We start from the raw sequence: 20598 nt of genomic DNA, 5'->3' as shown, positions 1-20598 counted from the left end.
CAACTCTGCTCGCCGCACATCTCGCCCAGACCGAGGCCCGGGAGGGCGATCAGCATCAGCAAAGCTGTAAGGAAGGCTTTGACTCGCATCTCGAATTGGCAAACTAGGAGAGGCCCCAGGAGATTCCAACAGGCTTCACCAGCGCATCAGGTCGTCTTCGAACTCCTTCGACATTCGCTTGAAGACGAGATTGATCCGTTCGCAGATCTGCTGAATGTCCTTCCGAGCATGCGCCGACGAGAAGAATGCGCTCTCGAACTGGGACGACGGCAGATGAACTCCCTCGCCGAGCATCAGCTGGAAAAAGCGGTCGAAGAACTTGAGATTGGACTTTCTCGCGCTCACGAGGTCGGTCACCGGCTCTTCGGCGAAGAACATCGTCCACATCGAGCCGACGCGGTTCAGGCGGATCGGAATCCCGTAGTTTTCGGCGAGCTTGAGGACGGTTTCCTCGAACTCCTTCGAACGCTGCTCGAGATCCCGGTAGACCGGCCCGTTTTTCAGGATGCTCAAGGTCGAGATGCCGGCGGCAACCGAGAGTCCGTTCCCGGAGAGGGTCCCGGCCTGATAGACGTCCCCCACCGGAGCAACATGGTTCATCAGATCGTTTCGGCCGCCATAGGCTCCGATCGGCAGCCCGCCGCCGATGATCTTCCCGAGTATTGTGAGATCCGGTTGGACCCCATACAGCTCCTGGGCACCTCCCCACGAAACACGGAATCCCGTGGTGCTCTCGTCGAAGATCAGGAGAGTATTTTTCCCATCGCAGACCGAGCGAAGCTTCTCGAGGAACCCCGGCTGTGGAGGAACACAACCCATGTTCCCGGCGACCGGCTCTACGATGACCGCGGCCAGCTGATCTCCGAATCGATCGAACGCGCGGCCCACCTGCTCGGGATCGTTGAAGGGAACCGACACTGCGAGCTCCGCGAATTCCGGCGGAATCCCCGCCGAGTCCGGCAAACCTCGCATGTCATCACCTTCGCTCGACTTCAGAAGGAGCGAATCGAGATGACCGTAGTAGCACCCGTCGAACTTGAGGATCTTCGACCGCCCCGTAATCCCGCGCGCGAGACGAATCGCGCTCATGGTCGCCTCGGTGCCGGAGTTTACGAGCCGGACCATCTCGACCGAAGGGACCGCACCGACGATCATCTCCGCGAGCTCGATCTCCGATTCGGTCGGAGCGCCATAAGCGAATCCGCGAACCGCGGCTTTCTTCACCGCTTCGACGACGTATCGGTGGGCATGCCCGAGGATCATCGCCCCCCAGGCGCCGATACAGTCGATCAGCTGGAGCTTGTCTGCATCGAAGAATCTCGAGCCCTGCCCCGTTTCGATGAAATGAGGGGTGCCGTTGAGAGCTTTGAAGGCGCGAATCGGTGAGTTCACCCCTCCGGGAATCACCTTCTGCGCGCGTTCGAACAGTTGATCCGACTTTTTCGCCATCCCGTCGAGTATACGGGGAGGAGGAGTGAAGGGTGAAGAGTGAAGAGTGAAAGAAGAGTGAAGAGTGAAAGAAAGACCAGACTCGGTGGCGGGGCGAGGCGCCAGCCGAGCCGCACCTTTGCGAACTTGCGCGATGTCCCTCATCACCGGGACTCGCCTCCCGGCGACCCCCTTTCACTCTTCACTCTTCTCTCTTCACTCTTCTCTCTTGCTCACGGCGGCCCAGCTCCCGGCCAGCCCGGCGGCGCTTCCGGCGGCGAGCATCGCGCCGATCACGAGTGGCGGCAGGAAGGTCGAGAACAGCGGAGCCAGCAGCAGAGCGCCCTCCGGATCGAGCCACGCCGGGCCGAAATGAAACAGCAACGCCAGGATCGCCACGGCCAGAGCACCGCCGAGCAACCCCTGAATCAGACCCTCGATGAGAAAAGGAACGCGAACCATCGTCTCGGTCGCACCGACCAGTCGCATGATCCCGATCTCCTGACGATAGAGAACGATCGTCAGCCGGATCACGTTGGCGATCATGAACGCTGCGGCGATACTCAGCGCGAGGCCGAATACGAGCCCGACCACTCGGATCGTCCGCACAAGGCTGCGGAGCCGCGCGATCCACTCCCAGTTGAGCTGCACCTCATCCACCCCCGGTTGCTGCTGGAGCGCCGCCATCTGCTCGTAGTAGCCGCGTGAATCGATCCATTCCTCCGGAATCACCACTTCGAAGGATCCGGGAAACGGATTCTCATCGAGCTCCGCGCTCAGCGCGGCGAGCTGCGGAAAGGATTCGCGGAACCGCTCACTCGCCTGCTCCGGTGACACGAAGGTGAACCGGGAAGTCTCACGAGTCGAGCTCAGCAGCGCGCGCACGGCAGCCTGCTCGGCGGCCGAGGCCTGGGGCTCGAGGTACACCGTGATCTGGGTCGCGCCCGTCTGCCGCTCGACTGCCCGGCCGAGATTTTCCGCCACGAGAAGGAAGAGGCCCAGAAGCGTCAGCGCCACGGCGATCATCCCCGTTGCAGCGATCGTATTTCGTTTCGACAGCCACAGCCGCCTCATCGCCTCGGCGATCATCCAGCGCAACGATCCGAGCGCGCCCGAGCTTTTCTCCCGTTCCAACGGCATGATTCAACGATCCGCCATGAACGGGCTCTGCTGCTCCTGCGCGGGCTCTCTTCTCGTCGTCCGTTGCTCGACCAGATGCCCGTCGTCGAGCCGCAACTGTCTTCGTCCCGTGTGACGGATCAGGGAAGGGTCGTGCGTCGCCACGAGTATCGTGGAACCTCGCAGATTCGCCTCGACGAAAATCTCGATGATCTCGCGCGAGAGCTCCGGATCGAGGTTTCCCGTCGGCTCGTCCGCGATGAGAACTTCCGGGTCATTGACGAGGGCTCTCGCGAGCGCGACGCGCTGCTGCTCGCCGCCCGAGAGCTGCTGCGGAAGCGCGTTCAGCCGATGCTGCAGCCCTACCTGCCGCAGCACCCGGTATGCCCGTTCCCGTTGTTCCTTCCGCGGAACACCGATCACCGTCATGACGAACGCAAGATTCTCGAACACGCTCATCCTGTCGATCAGCTTGAAGTCCTGGAACACCATGCCGATTCCTCGTCGAAAGAACGGCAGCGAGCGTCCTTTGACCGTCGCCAGATTGCGACCGTTGACGATGATCTGCCCCTCGGTCGGATCGAACTGCTTCAGAATGAGCTTCAGAAGTGTCGATTTTCCCGCGCCGCTCGGTCCCGTCAGAAACGCGAACTCTCCCTTGTCGAGCTGGAAGCTGACGTCGCTCAGCGCCGTCCGGTACCGATCGAACCGCTTCGACACATGGTAGAAGTGAATCACCCTGCTGAATGATATTCGGTATGACCGGCAGATGTGCGGGCGCCTCGAGACACCTCGCGCCGCCCCAACTCGGGACTCAACGGGCCCCCTTCGACGACCCGAGCTCCCGATCTCGACTCTTCGCCGTCTGTTATCGTTAGCGCCGCCGAACAGACCTCTCAGGAGAGCCCATGAAAACCATCCGTACCGTTTCCCTTCTCCTCGCATCGATCGCAATCACCGCCGCGGCCCATGCACAGGACGGCGAACTTGCGCGACTCCTCCGCTTTCCCGATATTCATGAGGAAATGGTCACATTCGTGAACGGCGGAGACATCTGGCTGGCAGCCTCGTCAGGGGGCGTTGCCACGAGGCTGACTTCTCACGCCGGTCTGGAGCTTTTTCCGAAGTTCTCGCCCGACGGACGATGGATCGCGTTCAGCGCGCAGTACGACGGAACACGTCAGATTTACGTGATGCCGACAGCTGGTGGAACACCCAGACAGCTGACCTTCTATAACGACATCGGCAACCTTCCTCCCCGAGGAGGCTTCGACTATCAGGTGCTCGACTGGGCTCCCGACGGCAAGTCGATCCTTTTCCTTGCGCATCGACTCCCCTGGGGTGAGCGGATGCGCCGGCACTACACGATTGATTTCGATGGCGGGATGGAGGCGCCCCTCGAGATCCCTCAGGGGAGCGGCGGGATGTACTCTCCCGATGGCACCCAGGTGGTTTATACGCCGATCGAGCGCGAGTATCGGACGTGGAAGCGGTATCGCGGCGGACGTGCACAGGATGTCTGGGTATGGGACATCCCGAGCTCGACCGTCCGTCAGGTGACCTCGAGCCCCGCCACCGACAACCAGCCCGTGTGGGTTCGGAATCGGATTTACTTCACTTCCGATCGTGATGGCCATCTCAATCTCTGGTCCTCGGAGGCCGACGGAGGCGAAACTCAGGTCACGCATCACGACACATGGGACGCGCTCTGGCCCAGCGCCGGACCTGACCAGATCGTCTACGAAAACGGTGGCTACCTTCGAAAGTACGACGTTCGATCCGGCACCGACGAGATCATCCCGATTCGCCTGCGCGGTGATTTCGAGGCGACTCTCCCGCGCGTGGTCGACGTCGGCGATCGAATCCAGAGCGTCTCCCCCTCTCCGACAGGAGTGCGTGCCGTCGTCGAGGCACGAGGGGAAATCTTCACGGTTCCCGCCGAGAAGGGGGAACCGCGAATCCTCACCCGGACACCCGGCGTCCGCGAACACTCCCCCTCGTGGTCGCCCGACGGATCAACGATCATCTATCTCAGCGACCGCTCCGGCGAGTATGAGATCTGGACCCGACCGGCGGACGGTTCCGGCGAGGAAAAACAGCTGACCCGTGACGGGGACACCTGGCGGTACGCCCCGATGTGGTCGCCGGATGGACGCCGGATCGCCTACTCCGACAGACGTGCTCGTCTGAAAGTTCTCGACACGGCGACGGGGCGAACCATCGAGATCGACATGGGTCGCTTTTCCGACATCACCGACTACCAGTGGTCGGGGGACAGCCGCTGGCTGACATGGACCAACGAGTCGGAAAACACGCTCTCGAGCGTCTGGGTTTACTCGATCGCCGCCGGCACGAAGCACCGCCTCACGAGCGAGGACACCGACGAAGCAAATCCCGTCTTCGATCCCGAAGGGCGATATCTCTACTTCCTGTCGAACCGGGACTTCAATCTGACGTTCAGCGATTACGAGTTCACTTACCTCTTCACCGACGCGCGGCGGGTCTACGTCGGCGTGCTCGCCAAGGACGGGCCGGCGCTTCTGCTCCCCGAGAGCGACGAGGAGCCGGTGACGGGCGACGAGCAGGATGATTCCGAGGAATCCGATGAAGAGCCCGATCCCCCGGCTGGCGCGCCGAAACCGGTCCGGATCGATCCCGATGGATTCGAGAATCGGGTCCGCGCCATCCCCGGCTCCCCCTCCAACTATCGCGCTCTCTCCGCGACGACCAAAGGGCCAGTCTACATTCAGGGTGGCGCTCTGAAGCGTTACGACATCGACGTGCGAAAAGAAGAGACGATCCTCGAGGGCATTCAGGCGTACGAGATTTCGCGTGACGGGCAGAAGGTCCTCTACCGAGCGGGTCCGAACTACGGAATCGTCGCGATGGCGCCGGGACAGAAGTCTGCCGATGGGAGGCTCGAGCTCGATGAGCTCGAAACGATGACCGATCCGAGACTCGAATGGCGACAGGAGTATCGCGACGCCTGGCGGACGTTCCGCGACTGGTTCTACGACGAGAACATGCACGGCGTCGACTGGGAAGCGATGTACGACAAATACGAGCCGCTCGTTTCCCACATCGCTCACCGGTCAGACCTCGACTACATCCTCGGTGAGCTCGGGGGCGAGCTGAATGCCGGACATGTTTATGTGCAGAGCGCGCCCTCCGATGCCATCGATCGAACCGATCACGGTCTGCTCGGAGCCGAGATCGTCGCCGACCCTTCCGGCTACTTCCGCATCGAGAAGATCTTCCCGGGCGAGAACTGGCAGGCGGATTTCCGCTCGCCGCTGACCGAGCCGGGGGTCGACGTCAATGAGGGCGACTACATCATCGCGGTTGACGGAGTTTCCACCCGGACGGTGAAGAACTTCTACGAGCTGATGCGGCACACGGCCGATCGGGTCGTCGCGCTCGAGGTGTCCTCACGCCCGTCGCCGGCCGGCGCACGAACCGAACAGGTACGCCCGATCGCTCACGAAACGAATCTCCGCTATCTCGACTGGGTCCAGGGCCGGCGCCGCTACGTCGACGAGCAATCGAACGGACGGATCGGCTACATCCATCTTCCCAATACCGCCGTCGAAGGTACCCGGGAGCTCTTCAAGTACTTCTATCCGCAGGCACGCAAGGATGCCCTCGTCCTCGATGCCCGCTACAACGGCGGCGGGTTCATCCCTGCGCAGATGATCGAGCTGCTCGAGCGCCCGGTGCTCAGCTACTGGGTCCGACGCGACATCGAGCCATTCATGACGCCCGGCTTCGCGCACACGGGTCCGAAAGCCGTCCTCGTCAACGGGTACTCTTCCTCCGGCGGCGACGCATTCCCCTACTACTTCCGCAAGCGCGGGCTCGGCCCGGTCATCGGAACGAGAACCTGGGGAGGCCTGATCGGGATCTCGGGCAATCCTCAACTGATGGATGGCGGCGGCGTGCTGGTACCGACGTTCCGCTTTCTCGATCCTGAAGGTTACTGGGCCGTCGAGAATACGGGCGTCGCTCCCGACATCGAAGTCGTCGACCGTCCCGATCTGGAGGCGCAGGGAATCGATCCGTCTCTCGATACCGCGCTCGAGTACCTGCTGAACGAGCTCGAGGAGAATCCGCCGACCGAGCTCGTCATCCCCGCTCCTCCTGCCGAGCCGGACATGTACCCGGACGGGAGCAGAAGATGACCGGGCAGCCCGGCGGCGCACCTCGCACCCGGGGAGACGCGGCACACGGCTGGATCGGGTGGGATCTGGACGCCTCGGCGGCGAACCCTACCGGCGAGGCTACGGTTTCAGAGATGCGAGGAACTCTTCGATCGGGACGTGATGGGGATTCTCGCGCAGGACGTTGCGGCAGAAGGTCAGCGGGTGAGTTTCGAAAGCGCCATGGACGACGATCTGACCCGACAGAGAACGGACATCGTACATGCATACAACGACACAGGGGAGGTCGCGGATCGCGCCCGTGACCTTGCTTTCGAAAGCGAGCATGTCGGTATCGGTAGGCCAGCCACTCCGGCCCCAGCCGAGGTTGCCGAGAAGTCGGACTGACTTCGCCCCCTGATCGAGGAGGCGTTTGAACTGGCGTCCGATGTTATCGAGAGTAGCCTCGCCCGCGGATTCCCCTCCGATCACGACGAGATTGCCGTGCTCCAGAGCGGTGTCGACGTCGATCTTCCTGCGCAGGATCGCGAGAACCTTTTCGTTTGCCTCTTCGTGGCCGAAAACGACGCACGCGTCTCCCTCTTTCAGTCCCACATCGAGAAATCTGACTCCCCGTTCGAACTCCGCGTCGTTTTCCCAGAGATAGGCGACGTGGTCGCCAGGACGTGCGAAAAGCTCCGGCTCGATTCCCAGTCGAACGCTTCCTTCAGAGGTGCGTGTCTTGACCATGACCGCCAAAGAAGCAATTGTGGTGCCTTGGGTGAAGCAATTGTGGTGCCCCCGGATCTGATCGTCCCGAAGCATCAACGGAGATTCCGACGTTCCGCTGGCTGAAGAAGCTGGAGGAAAATCCGCCGGCGGAGCCTCTGATCCCCGCCTCTCCCGGATCGCAGCCTTTCAGTGTTCACGCCCCGCTCTTCTCGACGACTTTCGTGCCTGATCGCGACACCTCTTCGGCGTAAAGACGGGAGAACCGTTCCGTCATCGGACCGGGCTTTCCCTCGCCGATTGTGCGTCCATCGATTTCCGTGACCGCCGCGAGCTCGCCCATCGTCCCGGTGCAGAACACCTCGTCGGCTCGATAGAGCTCGGCCAGCGACAGATCCTCGACCAGATGGTCGATTGAATTCTCGCCGCAGAGCCGCAGCACCGTAGCTCGTGTGATTCCCTCCGGACACGCGACGGTTCTGGAGGTCTTCACGACACCTCGATTCGTCAGAAAGAGGTGTGTAGCATTCGTCTCCGCCACGAAGCCGCGCAAGTCGAGCATGACCGCGTCGTCCGCGCCGGCGGCATTCGCCTCGATTTTCGCGAGAATCGACTGCAGCAGATTCGCGTGATGAATCTTCGGATCGAGGCAGTCGGGAGGAAAGCGCCGGACCGAGCTCGTAATGAGCTTCAGTCCGTCTCGCTCGTAGACGGGCGGCTTGTACTCGGCGAGAACGATCAGGGTGGGACCCGACTGATTGAGGCGCGGATCCATCCCCGACGTGATCTTTTCCCCGCGCGTCAGGGTAAGACGGATGTGAACGCCGTCCCACATCCGGTTGGCCTCGAGCGTTCGAGTGATCTCGGCGGTCAGGTGCGCATCATCCGGGATCTCCGTGAAAGCGAGCGCTTTCGCCGAGGAGCGGAGACGCGCGAGATGCTCCTCGAGGGCAAAGATGCATCCCTCGTAAAGCCGGAGGCCTTCCCATACGGCGTCGCCGCCCTGAACCGCGCTGTCGAACGGGCTGATCCTGGCCTTCTCCCGATGCTCGAGACGGCCGTTGACATTGATCAGAAGATCGCGGTTTCTCTCGTCGAAGCGTTGCAGCATCGTGGTCGGTTCCCCGGTCAGACTCCGAGTCTCTGCGCCGCCATTGTCTCGTAATACGGCCGGCACGTGGCTTCGAGCTCGCGGAGCGAGGGTGAAAGCTCGATCGTCCGGTTCCTCGCCGGCTGGAACCCGGTGGACTGGTTGACGCTCTCGTACCAGTACTTCGCCCAGATCCCGTCGGTCGGTCGCGGTCCCGGTTCCCATCGCAGCATCGACGGTTCGAACTCGATCTCCAGGGCACGGCACAGCAGCCGGAGCACTCCCTCCGGATCAGCCAGAACATCGTCGGCATCGATCACCGGCGGGATCCGGCCCGCGCGACTCCGTACCCCTTCGAAGATCTCGACCTGCTGCTCGAGACCGATGTCCGATTCGTCCGGATCAGGGATCACCTTCGAGAACGACGCGATGACGGCCGCAGGATCGCGAATGAGAAAGGCGTGATCGAGCTCGTCCATCCACTCTCTCTCCATTCCGGGGAGGATGTGATGCGTCATATGCTTTTGATACCAGATCGCTTTCCCTTGCGGAACCGGACCGGTCAGCCATCGCGCCACCGACTTCCAATCTTCCGGATACGCCTCGAGGATCTCGTCTCTCCCCGGATGATCGACATCGGTATTTCTGAGGTAGGTCGCATAGAACGGTTCGTCGGTCACATGAGTATCGGAGCGCGCGCCGAACGAGCGCATCATTGCGGTTGAAATGTTCCGCGGCCCCGACCACATCGCGATCCGTCTGCTCATTGCAGGCTGAGAATAGCAGCCTGATCATCGTTCGACACGAACATTCGGAAGGGCGGCGTATAGAATCTGCGCATGAAGGAAAGATCAATGAGTATCCGCATCCGAATGGTTCTGCTGGTCGCATTCATTTTTACCGGCACTCCGCTCCTCGCGGCCGACGGCTACATGAAGCCTCCGGAGGAGCTGGCGCGGCTCGTCGACGCTCCGCTGACGCCGATCGTCCAGCTCAGTCCCGACTCCCGGACGCTCCTTCTGATGGAACGACCGAGTCTCGATCCGATCTCGGCGCTTGCGGCCCCCGAGCTTCGACTCGCCGGCATCCGCATCAACCCGAGAAATCAGGGACCGAGTCGCGACCGCTCCTACAAGGGACTTCGGCTCGTCGATGTGGAAACCGGGACCGAGCGGCGCGTCACCGGAATCCCCGACGACTCGCGCATCAGAAACGCCGCCTGGTCTCCCGACAGCAGCCAGGTGGCCTTCACGATCGACGCGGAAGACGCGGTCGAGATCTGGACCCTGAACGCGGTAAACGCGCGTGCCAGCCGTCTCGGGACTCGCCGAGTCGTCGATGTCTTCTCGGGGTCTCCGTTCGCCTGGATGCCCGATTCCGGGTCGATTCTCGTGCGACTCCGCTCCTCGGCCGAAGCGAGCGAGCCGGCGCGAAACGAGATCCCGGAGGGTCCGGTGATTCGGGAAAACATCGGAAAGACGGCCCCCGCCCGTACCTGGCAAGATCTCCTCTCGAATCCCGATGACGAGCGGATCTTCGACTTCCAGACGACGTCGGTAGTTGCGCTGATCGGGCTCGACGGTGCCACCAAAGAGCTGACCGAACCGGGCGTTTACATAGACGCGTCCCCCTCCCCGGACGGACGTTTCATCCTCATTGAATCGATCCATCGGCCATACTCCTATCTGGTTCCGTGGTACCGCTTTCCCAGGCGGATCGAGGTGATCGATCGGGACGGAAATCTGATCGAGGAGATCGCCGACCTTCCGCTTCAGGAGGAAGTCCCGCTCGGTTTCGGATCGGTTCCGACCGGAATCCGCAGCATTTCGTGGCGTGGCGACGCGCCGGCAACGCTCTACTGGGTGGAAGCACTCGACGAAGGCAATGCCCGGAAGGAAGCGGATCAACGCGACCGGCTCTACATGCTTCCGGCGCCTTTCGATGGCCAGCCGGTCGCCGGTCCCATCCTCCCCCTCCGTTTCGGCGGCGTCCAATGGGCCGATGAGGATCAGGCATACATCTCCGAGTGGTGGTGGAGCAACCGAAAATCGCGGCTCTACGAGTTTGACCCCTCGAGGTCGGATCGCCCGGCAAAGGTGATCTTCGACTACTCGTTCGAGGACCGATACAACGACCCCGGCTCGCTTCTGATGACCACCAATGAGCGAGGGTACGACGTCGTTGATCTCGCCAGCGATGATGACTTCTTTCTACGCGGTGCAGGCGCGTCTCCCGAGGGAGATCGCCCGTTTCTCAGGCGCTATGACCGGAGGAGTGGAGCGACCACAGAGCTCTTCCGATCCTCCGCGCCTCACTACGAAAGACCGATCGATTTTCTCGACGCGAGGCGAACTTCGATCCTGACGCAGAGAGAATCCGTCGACACCCCCCCGAACTATTTCGCCCGCAATCTCCGCACCGGCCGGCTGCGTGCTCTCACCTCGTTCCCTCACCCCTACCTCGATCTGAAGGGGATCCAGAAGGAGTTCATCACGTATGAGCGTGAAGACGGGGTGCAACTGAGCGCGATGCTCTACCTGCCGCCCGGATATGACCCGGCAGAGGACGGACCACTGCCCGCGCTCATCTGGGCGTATCCGAATGAATACAAGGATGCCGACGCCGCGGGGCAGGTTCAGGATTCTCCCTACCGCTTCAAGACGGTCAGCTACTGGGGCCCGATCCCATGGGTCACTCGCGGCTACGCCGTCTTCGATGACGCTGCAATGCCGGTCGTCGGAGAAGGTGAGATCGAGCCGAATGACTCGTTCCGCGAACAGCTCGTGATGAACGCGAACGCCGTGATCGAAGAAGGCGCCCGCCGTGGTGTCCTCGATCCGAAACGCGTCGGTGTCGGAGGACACTCCTACGGCGCCTTCATGACGGCGAACCTTCTCGCCCACTCGGATGTTTTCGCGGCCGGAATCGCCAGAAGCGGTGCATACAACCGCTCCCTCACTCCGTTCGGTTTTCAGTCCGAGGAGCGAACCTTCTGGGAAGCCCCGGATGTCTATTTCACGATGTCCCCCTTCATGAACGCGGACAAGATCGACGAACCTCTGCTGATGATTCACGGCGAGGCCGACAACAATTCGGGTACCTTTCCGATGCAGAGCGAGCGGCTCTACAACGCGCTCAAGGGTATGGGTGCCACGACGAGGCTCGTCATGTTCCCGCATGAAAGTCACGGATACCGCTCGTATGAATCGATCATGCACATGCTGTGGGAGATGGATCGCTGGCTCGAGATCTACGTGAAAGAAGCAGGAGCCGAATAAAGGTCGATACCGACATGAAGGTCGAGGCCGAGATCAGGAAGGCGGAGCGCGACGACGTTCCGCACATCGTGCAGTTCCAGCTCGACATGGCGAAGGAAACCGAGGAGATCGATCTCGACCGCGAGACGGTCGAGAAGGGGGTGCTCGCCGTGTTCGATGACCCTTCGCGGGGCACCTACTATGTCGGTGAGATCGACGGCACCGTCGTGTCGTCGGTTCTGATCACATACGAATGGAGCGACTGGCGCAATGGTCCGATCTGGTGGATTCAGAGCGTCTGGGTCGATTCGATCGCGCGGGGTACCGGCGTGTTCCGCGCGATGTTCGAGCTGGTGAAAACCGAGGCGATCGCCGCAGGAGTGAAGGGACTCCGCCTCTACGTCGACCGGCGTAACGAGCGCGCTCAGGAGGTCTATCGCCGCCTCGGAATGAAGGGCGATCATTACCTCGTCTTCGAGGAGATGGATCTGGTTTGAACGATCGGACCACGAACGTCCTCATCGTCGGAGCCGGACCGATCGGGATCGAGCTCGCCGTAGCAATGAAACGTCGCGGCATTGAATACCGTCACGTCGAGGCGAAGCAGATCGGCTCGACGATCGCCTGGTACGCTCCCGGCACGCACTTCTATTCGTCACCTGAACGGATTGCGCTGGCCGGCGTTCCCCTCCAGACCCTCGACCAGACCAAGGCGACCCGCGAGGAGTATCTCGCCTATCTTCGCGGCGTGGTCCAGCAATTCGATCTCGACATCCTCACGGGACACCGCGTGAGCTCACTCGTCCGCCAGGGTGATCACTTCGATGTGTCGATCGAAACCCCGGTCGAGGAGTATGTTCTTCGAGCTTCGAGCGTGGTTTTGGCGATCGGCGACATGCATGGGCCCCGGCTCATCGAGGTCCCCGGTGAAAGCCTTCCACACGTCAGCCACTACTTCGCCGAGCCGCACAACTACTTCCGGAGAGACGTTGTGATCGTCGGAGGGAGAAACTCGGCCGTCGAGGCCGCGATCCGCTGTCAGCGAGTCGGCGCCCGCGTCACGATCGTTCATCGGCGGGAGAAGTTCGGTGAAAGGGTCAAGGCCTGGCTTCTTCCCGAGATCGAGGCGATGATTCGTGATGGTCTCATCGATTTTCTCGGCTCCACACGGGTCGTCGAGATCCGGCCGGGATCTGTGCTGCTCGAGCGCGATGGCAGGACGTTCGAACGTCCGGCCGACGACGTCCTTCTCCTGACCGGTTACCAGCAGGACGCGCAGCTTTTCCGCAAGGCCGGAGTCGCCATCGAGGGGCCCGGACGCGCGCCGCGGGTCGATTCCCGAATGATGGAGTCGAGCGTCCCCGACCTCTACATCGCCGGAACCGCCGTGGCCGGAACACAGCTCGAGGGAGCCCGTGAGTTCATCGAAACGAGCCATGTTCACGTCGGCAGAATCGTCGCCGCCATTTGTGGAGAGTCCTCTCCCGAAGAGCCCGCCCCTTTCAGCGTGCCGGAAACGTGATGAACGATCAGAGATTTTGCTCTTTCCCGGCTGAGGGCCCGCGGGGCTGCCGGTTGAGAATCGGCGCACGACGGAACGGATCGCCAGCTCGCGGGACGTCTCGATGAAACGACTTCCCGCAATCCTCGGCGTCGTCGCCATCTCATTTTCGGCAGTCTTCGTCCGGCTTTCGGAAGTCTCTCCATCGACGGCGGCCGTCTTCCGGGTGGGTTATGCGCTGCCGATCCTCATGATCATCTACTGGTTCCGGCGCCACCGCGACCAGCGCACCAGGCGTGAACGGATGATCGCCGTGATCGCCGGCGTCGCGCTCGCTGTCGACTTCGCCTGCTGGCACCGCTCGATCGCGATGATCGGCGCGGGACTCGCGACGGTTCTCGGAAACACCCAGGTAGTGTTCGTCGCGCTCGCGGCCTGGCTGTTCCATCGTGAACGACCGAACCGGATGGCGCTCGCATTCGTCCCGGTCGTCTTTTTCGGCGTCGTTCTGATATCAGGAGTCTTCGACGAACGCGCCTGGGGCACCGACCCGCTGGGTGGTGCGATCTTCGGCGTCCTCACCGGGCTCACCTATGCGGCATTCCTTCTGATCTTCCGCGTATCGAACACCGCGACCGTAGCTCCTCCGGTGGGTCCGCTGATGGACGCGACCTTCGGGGCGCTCGTCGCGTCGGTTCTGCTGATCCCGACGGACCGTCACTTCTCCTGGGAGATCAGCTGGCCAGCTCACGGATGGTTGTTGGCGCTGGCCGTCACCGCCTCCGTGGTCGGATGGCTGCTGATCTCCTGGGTGCTGCCGCGTCTTCCCGCGCTCGAGACCTCGGTGATCCTTCTCGTTCAGCCGATGCTGACCGTCCTGTGGGGCTGGGCTCTTCTGGGGGAAGACCTCGGGATCGGCCAGTGGATCGGTGTGGCGGTCGTCCTGTCGGGCATCGGGATCCTCTCGACGACCGGATCGGTGATCCCCGGACCAGACACAAAAAAGGCGGCCGAAAGGCCGCCTCCCTCGACATCGCAGGAGCCGGAGCTCAGCGACGGTGCCGGACCAGGCTCTGGAACACGTTGAACGGGAGATTCTCCGATCGAACGATGTTCCGGAGGTGATGCAGCGAGTGCTTCCGCTCCTGCAGGTCCTCGATGGTGATCTGATGACGAGCCATCAGCTCGTTGGTCTTGTTCTCTGACATCGTAAACTCCTGATTGAAAAGATTTTCAGACTTCAGCGATCCGCGAATTCCGGGATCGGGCGATCGCACAAAGAACGAGCCGTCTCATGGGTCTATTTCCGGGGAACGAACGAGCCCGTATGATGCTCAGAATGATCGAACGCGAAACTCACAATGGAATCACGATCGTCCGGATGAATCGCGGCAAGGTCAACGCGCTCGATTTGGAGCTGGTCGACGCGATCAGCGCCACCTTCGATGAGATCGACGGGCCGTCGACCAGCGCAGTCGTTCTGACCGGCAGCGGTTCGTCGTTTTCCGCGGGTGTTGATCTGCGCCGTCTGCTGGCGGGCGGGGTCGCTTACATCAGGGAGTTCTATGGCCCGCTGATTCGGATGTTCGAAAAGCTCTACACTTTCGACCGCCCGGTCGTGGCCGCCGTCAACGGCCACGCGATCGCCGGCGGATGCGTCCTCGTTCAGTGCTGCGATTACCGGCTCATGGTGAGCGGCACCGCCCGGATCGGCGTTCCCGAGCTTCTCGTCGGCGTCCCCTTTCCGACCTTCGTTACCGAGGTGATGCGAGCCAGCGTCAATCGCGGGAACCTCCAGGAGATCCTCTACTCGGGACGTACGCTCCTTCCGGAAGAAGCGCTGCGCGTCGGGTTGATCGACGAGACGATTGACTCCGAGACTCTCCTCGAAGCGGCGACCGAGGCGGCAAGATGGCTCGGCAACCTCTCTCCCCGAGGATTCTCGATCACGAAACGGACTCTTCGCGCGGAGACGATGGAGCGCGTTCGATGCCTCCTCCCCGAGGAAATGGAGGTGCGGGCACTGTGGGAAACGGAGGAAACGCTCGTCCGCATTCAGGATTACCTCGATCGGACGATCGTGAAGAAGAAGAGTGAAGAGTGAAGAGTGAGAAAAAGAGGAGACGGTAAAAGCCCCGCCCAGATCCTTCGCCGTCCTTCCGCGGCTCCTAATGAAACGACGACGAAATTGCGTGGACGTCGACCTTTTGCAGCGCTTCGCTTGGCCTGATGTCCCACCCTGCAAGGTCCCTCGCTTGCCCACCCAACCGCCCGCTCGGGACGACGTCGGTTTGAGTTTGGGGTGCGGAGTTGTGCGGGCTCCGGTTTTCATCCTCGCTTCACCGGCGCAACGCGTCGATCATTTGCTCAGGATGACGAGGGCGATAATCGCGCGACTCCGCCCGCCTGGATGATTGCGGGTTTCAGGTTCGGTTTCGAGGATCGCGGCTCGCCAGAGGCTCGCCTCCCGCTGGCAGATGACTGAGTCTCGCCTTTTTTTCACTCTTCACTCTTCACCCTTCACTCTTCAGAACTACCTCTGCGACCCGGTCGATCTCCGAGGCTTCCAGCTCGCTGAAGATCGGCAGCGCCAGCGAGCTCTTCGCCGCCGCTTCCGACACCGGAAAGGACCTGCGGCTGTGGTCGAGATCCGCGAAGCACTCCTGCTGCGGAAGGGTCAGCGGATAGTAGATCTCGCACCCGATTCCCGAGCTCAGAAGAGTCTGTCTCACTCGCTCGCGGACTGTTTCGCCGCCGGGGAACATCACGACGTACTGGTTGTAGACGTGCCGCCTGTTCCCGATGACCTTCGGCAGCACGATCCTTCCATCATTTGCCGCCTCAGCGAATCGATCATCGTACATTGCCGCGTTCTTCTGTCTCGCTTCGGTCCATGCGTCGAGTTTTGCCAGCTTCACGTCGAGGATCGCGGCCTGGAGCGCGTCGATCCGGAAGTTTCCTCCGACGCTGTGGTGGTAGTACTTCGGCCTCATGCCGTGCACCCGAAAATCGATGAGCTTCTCGTAGGTTGCCGCGTCGCTGGTCGTGATCGCTCCGCCATCCCCGAAACCACCGAGGTTCTTTGACGGAAAGAATGAGAAACATCCGTAGCGGCTGAACGAGCCTGCTCGTTTACCATCGAGCTCGGCTCCCACGGCTTGGGCGGCGTCCTCAATGATCTCGAGCCCGTGCTTCGACGCGATCCTGCTGATCGCTCCCATCTCGGCGACCTGTCCGTAAAGGTGCACCGGCATGATCACCTTCGTCGCGCTGGTGATCCGTTCCTCGATCAGAGAGGGATCGATATTGAACGAGTCGCGATCGATGTCGACGAATACCGGCACCGCCCCGAGCCGAGCAACGACGCCCGCAGTGGCAAAGAACGAGTACGCCGGAACGATCACTTCGTCGCCATGCCCGACCCCGGCGACCATCAGCGCCTCGAGCAGCGCATCGGTCCCGGACGAAACACCCACCGCATGCCGAGTCTGGCAATACCTCGCGAAGTTGTCCTCGAAATCCGAAACCTTCTTTCCCAGGATGAAGACCTGGGATTCGTAGACCTCCTCGGTGACTTTCATCACTTCGTCTCGGATCGTCTGATACTGGCGCTTGAGGTCAAGCAGGGGGATGTTCAATCGGTGGCTCCTGATGGACGTTTCACGCGACCAACCGTCGACTAAACCGCGGGATTCCATTCCGCCTCATGCGGACGCCGGACCGCATCCGACGCCATGATCGAAATCCTCGAGGCCGGATCCCACTCGGACCGACCGACCAACGCAAAACCGTCGAGCTCCGTATCATGAACGGGATCCTCCGCAACATTACCACGCCCCACAAATACGCGCTCCAAAGCGCCTTTTATGCCGTAGACACATCACTGCGAACGTCCGTATCTCCTGTCAGTCCGAGCAACTCAAACCAACCCGGACGCAAAGGAGATGTTCAAATGAAACGAACCATTCCAACCCTTCTACTGATCTCGGCAATGGCGCTCGGCGCTTCGGCAGCCGAACTGATCGTTCCGGTGGCCGGAGCAACCGAAGGCGCGCTCGGCTCGAGCTGGCAGAGCGACCTGGTCTTTCACAACATCGGATCGACGATGGTGAGCGCCGAGGTGACCCTGCACACGTCGCAAGGCGCGAGGGAATCGATTGTCGTGCTCGTCGGCCCCGGACGAACCGTTCTCCTCGAGGACGTCGTCGGCACCGAGATGAATCTGAGCAACGTCACTGGTGCGCTCGTGATCGAAGTCGATGACTTTGCTGCACGGAAGCTGATCGTCAACAGCCGCACTTACACCACAGGCCCCGCCGGCCCATTCGGCCACGACATTCCCGTATACCGCAGCGACGAGCTCTCCCGTGCGGGTGAGACCGCCGTGATCACCGGTCCCGCCGACGTCGACCTCGCCCGCTTCAACTTCGGCATCTACGCGGCAACCGATTCGGAAGTCGAATGGACGCTCGTCCGAAGCGACGGGACCCGTGAAGCGAGTCGCATCGAGGCATACGAGGCCGGCACCCAGTTTCATTACAACGCCGGAATCAGGAACTTTCTCGGATTGACGGCGATGAACGGTGACGTGATCTACGCGAGAGTTCGCAGCGGCGACGTGATCACCTATGGAACGACCATCAACAACCTCTCGAATGACCCGTCGTTCACGCGGGGAATCACGACTCGCGAGAATTTCGACGTCACTCTGCTCGGCGTCGACATGAACGAGGACGGAGTCATCGACATCGCCGATGCCGATGGTGACGGCGTGCTCGATCAGCCGATGGAGATCGCCATCAGCGGATTTCCGACGACGCTGCGGGTGGTCGCCGTCGATCCGGAAGGCGAACAGGTCGAGCTCGTCCTGCTGACAGAGAGCGGCGACATCAGCCTCCGCGACGGTGGCGTCCTTCAGATCTATCCGTTCTCGACCCGCAAGGGAACCTCCGACACGATCGTGCTGCGCGCGAGCGACGGCGTGGCATCGACGGATTTCGTTCTCCCGGTCGTATTTCGCTGATCGCGGAACGATCCGTTCGCGACGAGGGCTCCCGGAAACGGGAGCCCTTTGCTTTGCGCATACTCAAACCGACGTCATCCTGAGCGGGCGGTCGGGCGGGCAGGCGAAGGACCTCGCAGGTTGGGACATCAGACCAAGCGAAGCGCTGCAAAGGGTCGAAGTCCAACAATTTCATGGTGGTTTCATTAGGAGCCGCCGAAGGACGGCGACGGATCTGGACGGGGGCTCCGGTTGTCTCGGGTTTCGGTTTGGGCAACACCATTCACTCCCGACCCGGTTTTTCGCCGATGAGGTCGAGAAACTCCTCTTCGCTGGCGATCGGGACCCCGAGCTCGTTCGCTTTCGCCAGCTTCGACCCGGCATCTTTACCCGCGACGAGCATGGTGGTCTTTTTCGAGACGGACCCGGTCGATCTTCCGCCGTGCGATTCGATCAGCTTCTCGATCTCGTCTCGCCTGAAGTGCTCGAGCGTTCCGGTCACGACGATGATCTCCCCTTCGAGCTTCGAGCTTTTCCGAGTCGACTCGTAGCGAATGACGACGCCTGCGTTTTCGAGTCTCTCGAGTCTTTCGACGTTCGCCGGAACGGTGAAGTAGAACCTCACGGCCTCGGCGACCTTCGGGCCCACTTCCTCCACCTGAATCAGCTCGTCGACCGTCGCCAGACGTAGCGCATCGACCGACCGGAAATGCGACGCGAGGATTCCCGCCACGCGCTCGCCGACGAATCGGATACCGAGCGCGAAGAAGAGTCGCGAGAGCTCGGCGACCTTCGACTTTTCGAGCTCGCTGATGAGATTCTCCGCGGACTTCCTGCCCCACCGCTCCAGATCGACGAGCTGCTCGGCTTTCAGGTCGTAGAGCGAGGCCCAGTCGGTGATCAGCCCGGCTTCGAGAAGCTGGTCGACGACCTTCTCCCCCAGTCCTTCGATGTTCATCGCCTTCCTCGAGGCAAAATGAACGATCGACTCCCGGACGATCGCGGGGCATCCCTGATTCACACAGCGGATCGCCACTTCACCGGCAAACTGGTGGGTCGGCTCGCCGCACACGGGACATTGATCGGGTCTCACGATTGCGCGAGTCTTTTTCGGCCGCTTGTCGAGGATGACGCCCGTGACCTTCGGAATCACGTCGCCCCCCTTCTCGACCATCACCGAGTCGCCGACCCTGACGTCTTTCCGCTCGACCTCCTCGTAGTTGTGCAGCGTGGCGCGCTGAACCGTCGACCCTCCGATGTCGACCGGGTCGAAGATCGCGACCGGCGTGATCGCCCCGGTCCGGCCGACCTGGGCGATGATCTCCCGCACGATGGTCTCGGTGGCTTCCGGCGGGTACTTGAAGGCGATCGCCCACCGCGGTGCCTTCGACGTGCGCCCGAGGGTCTCGCGAGTGGCAAGGCTGTTGATTTTCAGGACGATTCCGTCGATCTCGAAGGGAAGCTCGTGGCGCCTGTCGCGCCATTCCTCGATGAACTCGATCGCCGCATCGAGATCGCTCGCATGCCGCCACTGCGGGTTTGGTGGCAGGCCGGTGCTCTCGATCAGCTCGAACATGTCGACCTGCGACCGGACCTCGACGCTGCTGTCGTCGACGATCGTGTAGACGAAGGCGGAGAGGCACCGGCGCGCCGACTCCTTCGGATCGAGGAGCTTGAGAGCCCCCGCGGCGGTGTTGCGCGGGTTCTTCAGCGGCGGCTCGCCCGCTTCGACCTTTTCCTCGTTGAGCCGCGCGAACCGCGCCTTCTCGAGATAGACCTCGCCCCGCGCGTGAAACCGACCGGGACGGTCGATCCTGAGAGGGAGCTCGCGGATCGTCCGAACGTTCGATGTCACGTCGTCCCCGCGACGGCCGTCGCCACGAGTGGCAGCGCGGACGAGGATCCCCTCCTCCCAGATCAGATCGATCGACACACCGTCGATCTTGAGGTCGCATACGAGATCGATCGGCTCGTCCGCAGCGAGGCCGGCGGTCCGTTCGTACCATTCATGAAGCTCCTCGAGGGAGTAGGCGTTTTCGATCGAGAGCATCGGCGGATCGATCGGGACGGTCTCGAAGCGCGAGACCGGCGCACCCCCGACCCGTTGTGTCGGCGAGTCGGGCGTCCGGAGTGAAGGATCGGACTCCTCGAGCGCGATGAGCTCGCGCATCATCTGGTCGAATTCGTAGTCGCTGATCTCCGGCTCGTTCTCGACGTAGTACAGCCGCTCGTGCCGCTGGATCTCTTTCCGGAGTTTCTCCGCGCGCTTTTTCGGGCTCATCGATGGCAGATTCTACCGCGTGGGATCGAAAATGCGCCTCTTGCTGCTTAGTCAC

The 20598-nt window shown here is 61.8% G+C and carries 16 protein-coding genes; 7 read left to right on the top strand and 9 right to left on the bottom strand.

The window, feature by feature from the left end:
* Positions 1–135: 135 nt before the first annotated feature.
* The 3 genes from hemL to ftsE form a co-directional block, all read right to left on the bottom strand.
* Entirely contained in the window at positions 136–1449 is a 1314-nt protein-coding gene (hemL, locus tag KY459_07210) for a glutamate-1-semialdehyde 2,1-aminomutase (protein MBW3564496.1), read from the bottom strand.
* A gap of 195 nt (positions 1450–1644) precedes the next feature.
* Positions 1645–2562: a permease-like cell division protein FtsX gene (locus tag KY459_07205; GenBank protein MBW3564495.1), complete on the bottom strand. Its 918-nt coding sequence runs from the start codon at positions 2560–2562 to the stop codon at positions 1645–1647.
* A gap of 9 nt (positions 2563–2571) precedes the next feature.
* Positions 2572–3492: a cell division ATP-binding protein FtsE gene (ftsE, locus tag KY459_07200; GenBank protein MBW3564494.1), complete on the bottom strand. Its 921-nt coding sequence runs from the start codon at positions 3490–3492 to the stop codon at positions 2572–2574.
* Here ftsE and KY459_07195 point away from each other — a divergent pair.
* Entirely contained in the window at positions 3456–6725 is a 3270-nt protein-coding gene (locus KY459_07195) for a PDZ domain-containing protein (GenBank protein ID MBW3564493.1), read from the top strand. The two genes, ftsE and KY459_07195, sit on opposite strands and share 37 nt — an antisense overlap.
* A 99-nt stretch (positions 6726–6824) precedes the next feature.
* Here the strand turns inward: KY459_07195 and KY459_07190 are convergent, their stop codons facing one another.
* The 3 genes from KY459_07190 to KY459_07180 form a co-directional block, all read right to left on the bottom strand.
* Entirely contained in the window at positions 6825–7433 is a 609-nt protein-coding gene (locus tag KY459_07190) for an MEDS domain-containing protein (protein MBW3564492.1), read from the bottom strand.
* Positions 7434–7608: 175 nt separating this feature from the next.
* On the bottom strand, positions 7609–8523 hold the full coding sequence (locus KY459_07185; GenBank protein MBW3564491.1) for an aminotransferase class IV: 915 nt from the start codon (positions 8521–8523) through the stop codon (positions 7609–7611).
* 17 nt (positions 8524–8540) lie between these two features.
* On the bottom strand, positions 8541–9269 hold the full coding sequence (locus tag KY459_07180) for a sulfotransferase (GenBank protein MBW3564490.1): 729 nt from the start codon (positions 9267–9269) through the stop codon (positions 8541–8543).
* A gap of 72 nt (positions 9270–9341) precedes the next feature.
* Between KY459_07180 and KY459_07175 the strand changes: the two genes are divergently transcribed.
* The 4 genes from KY459_07175 to KY459_07160 all read left to right on the top strand — a co-directional run bounded on the left by KY459_07175 (position 9342) and on the right by KY459_07160 (position 14347).
* Complete coding sequence (locus tag KY459_07175) at positions 9342–11780, top strand: prolyl oligopeptidase family serine peptidase (protein MBW3564489.1); 2439 nt, start codon at positions 9342–9344, stop codon at positions 11778–11780.
* A gap of 14 nt (positions 11781–11794) precedes the next feature.
* Positions 11795–12256, top strand: coding sequence for a GNAT family N-acetyltransferase (locus KY459_07170; GenBank protein ID MBW3564488.1), 462 nt, complete (start codon positions 11795–11797; stop codon positions 12254–12256).
* Complete coding sequence (locus KY459_07165) at positions 12253–13281, top strand: NAD(P)-binding domain-containing protein (GenBank protein MBW3564487.1); 1029 nt, start codon at positions 12253–12255, stop codon at positions 13279–13281. The genes KY459_07170 and KY459_07165 overlap by 4 nt, the downstream gene beginning before the upstream one ends.
* A 103-nt stretch (positions 13282–13384) precedes the next feature.
* A complete protein-coding gene (locus KY459_07160; GenBank protein MBW3564486.1) occupies positions 13385–14347 on the top strand; it encodes a DMT family transporter in 963 nt (320 codons plus the stop codon).
* Here the strand turns inward: KY459_07160 and KY459_07155 are convergent.
* Positions 14310–14468: a hypothetical protein gene (locus KY459_07155; protein ID MBW3564485.1), complete on the bottom strand. Its 159-nt coding sequence runs from the start codon at positions 14466–14468 to the stop codon at positions 14310–14312. The two genes, KY459_07160 and KY459_07155, sit on opposite strands and share 38 nt — an antisense overlap.
* 131 nt (positions 14469–14599) lie before the next feature.
* On the opposite strand from KY459_07155, the gene KY459_07150 reads away from it, so the two are divergent.
* On the top strand, positions 14600–15364 hold the full coding sequence (locus KY459_07150) for an enoyl-CoA hydratase/isomerase family protein (protein ID MBW3564484.1): 765 nt from the start codon (positions 14600–14602) through the stop codon (positions 15362–15364).
* Between the two features lie 409 nt (positions 15365–15773).
* Here KY459_07150 and KY459_07145 read toward each other — a convergent pair whose 3' ends face one another.
* Positions 15774–16898, bottom strand: a complete 1125-nt coding sequence (locus tag KY459_07145) for a DegT/DnrJ/EryC1/StrS family aminotransferase (protein MBW3564483.1) — start codon at positions 16896–16898, stop codon at positions 15774–15776.
* Between the two features lie 314 nt (positions 16899–17212).
* On the opposite strand from KY459_07145, the gene KY459_07140 reads away from it, so the two are divergent.
* A complete protein-coding gene (locus KY459_07140) occupies positions 17213–18283 on the top strand; it encodes a hypothetical protein (protein MBW3564482.1) in 1071 nt (356 codons plus the stop codon).
* 262 nt (positions 18284–18545) lie between these two features.
* On the opposite strand, the gene ligA is transcribed toward KY459_07140, so the two are convergent.
* On the bottom strand, positions 18546–20543 hold the full coding sequence (gene ligA / locus KY459_07135; protein MBW3564481.1) for an NAD-dependent DNA ligase LigA: 1998 nt from the start codon (positions 20541–20543) through the stop codon (positions 18546–18548).
* Positions 20544–20598 lie beyond the last annotated feature (55 nt).

The organism is Acidobacteriota bacterium (assembly GCA_019347945.1).
Taxonomy (GTDB): domain Bacteria; phylum Acidobacteriota; class Thermoanaerobaculia; order Gp7-AA8; family JAHWKK01; genus JAHWKK01.
The sequence above is the reverse complement of the archived record's forward strand: the minus strand, read 5'-3'. Positions and strand labels throughout refer to the sequence as shown.

Excerpts from the sequence above, each read along its gene's own strand:
- KY459_07160 (MBW3564486.1), top strand. The coding sequence starts at position 13,385 with ATGAAACGACTTCCCGCAATCCTCGGCGTCGTCGCCATCTCATTTTCG.
- KY459_07150 (MBW3564484.1), top strand. The coding sequence starts at position 14,600 with ATGATCGAACGCGAAACTCACAATGGAATCACGATCGTCCGGATGAAT.
- ligA (MBW3564481.1), bottom strand. The coding sequence starts at position 20,543 with ATGAGCCCGAAAAAGCGCGCGGAGAAACTCCGGAAAGAGATCCAGCGG.
- KY459_07140 (MBW3564482.1), top strand. The coding sequence starts at position 17,213 with ATGAAACGAACCATTCCAACCCTTCTACTGATCTCGGCAATGGCGCTC.
- KY459_07180 (MBW3564490.1), bottom strand. The coding sequence starts at position 9,269 with ATGAGCAGACGGATCGCGATGTGGTCGGGGCCGCGGAACATTTCAACC.
- KY459_07195 (MBW3564493.1), top strand. The coding sequence starts at position 3,456 with ATGAAAACCATCCGTACCGTTTCCCTTCTCCTCGCATCGATCGCAATC.
- KY459_07175 (MBW3564489.1), top strand. The coding sequence starts at position 9,342 with ATGAAGGAAAGATCAATGAGTATCCGCATCCGAATGGTTCTGCTGGTC.
- hemL (MBW3564496.1), bottom strand. The coding sequence starts at position 1,449 with ATGGCGAAAAAGTCGGATCAACTGTTCGAACGCGCGCAGAAGGTGATT.
- KY459_07190 (MBW3564492.1), bottom strand. The coding sequence starts at position 7,433 with ATGGTCAAGACACGCACCTCTGAAGGAAGCGTTCGACTGGGAATCGAG.
- KY459_07185 (MBW3564491.1), bottom strand. The coding sequence starts at position 8,523 with ATGCTGCAACGCTTCGACGAGAGAAACCGCGATCTTCTGATCAATGTC.
- KY459_07155 (MBW3564485.1), bottom strand. The coding sequence starts at position 14,468 with ATGTCAGAGAACAAGACCAACGAGCTGATGGCTCGTCATCAGATCACC.
- ftsE (MBW3564494.1), bottom strand. The coding sequence starts at position 3,492 with ATGCGAGGAGAAGGGAAACGGTACGGATGGTTTTCATGGGCTCTCCTG.
- KY459_07170 (MBW3564488.1), top strand. The coding sequence starts at position 11,795 with ATGAAGGTCGAGGCCGAGATCAGGAAGGCGGAGCGCGACGACGTTCCG.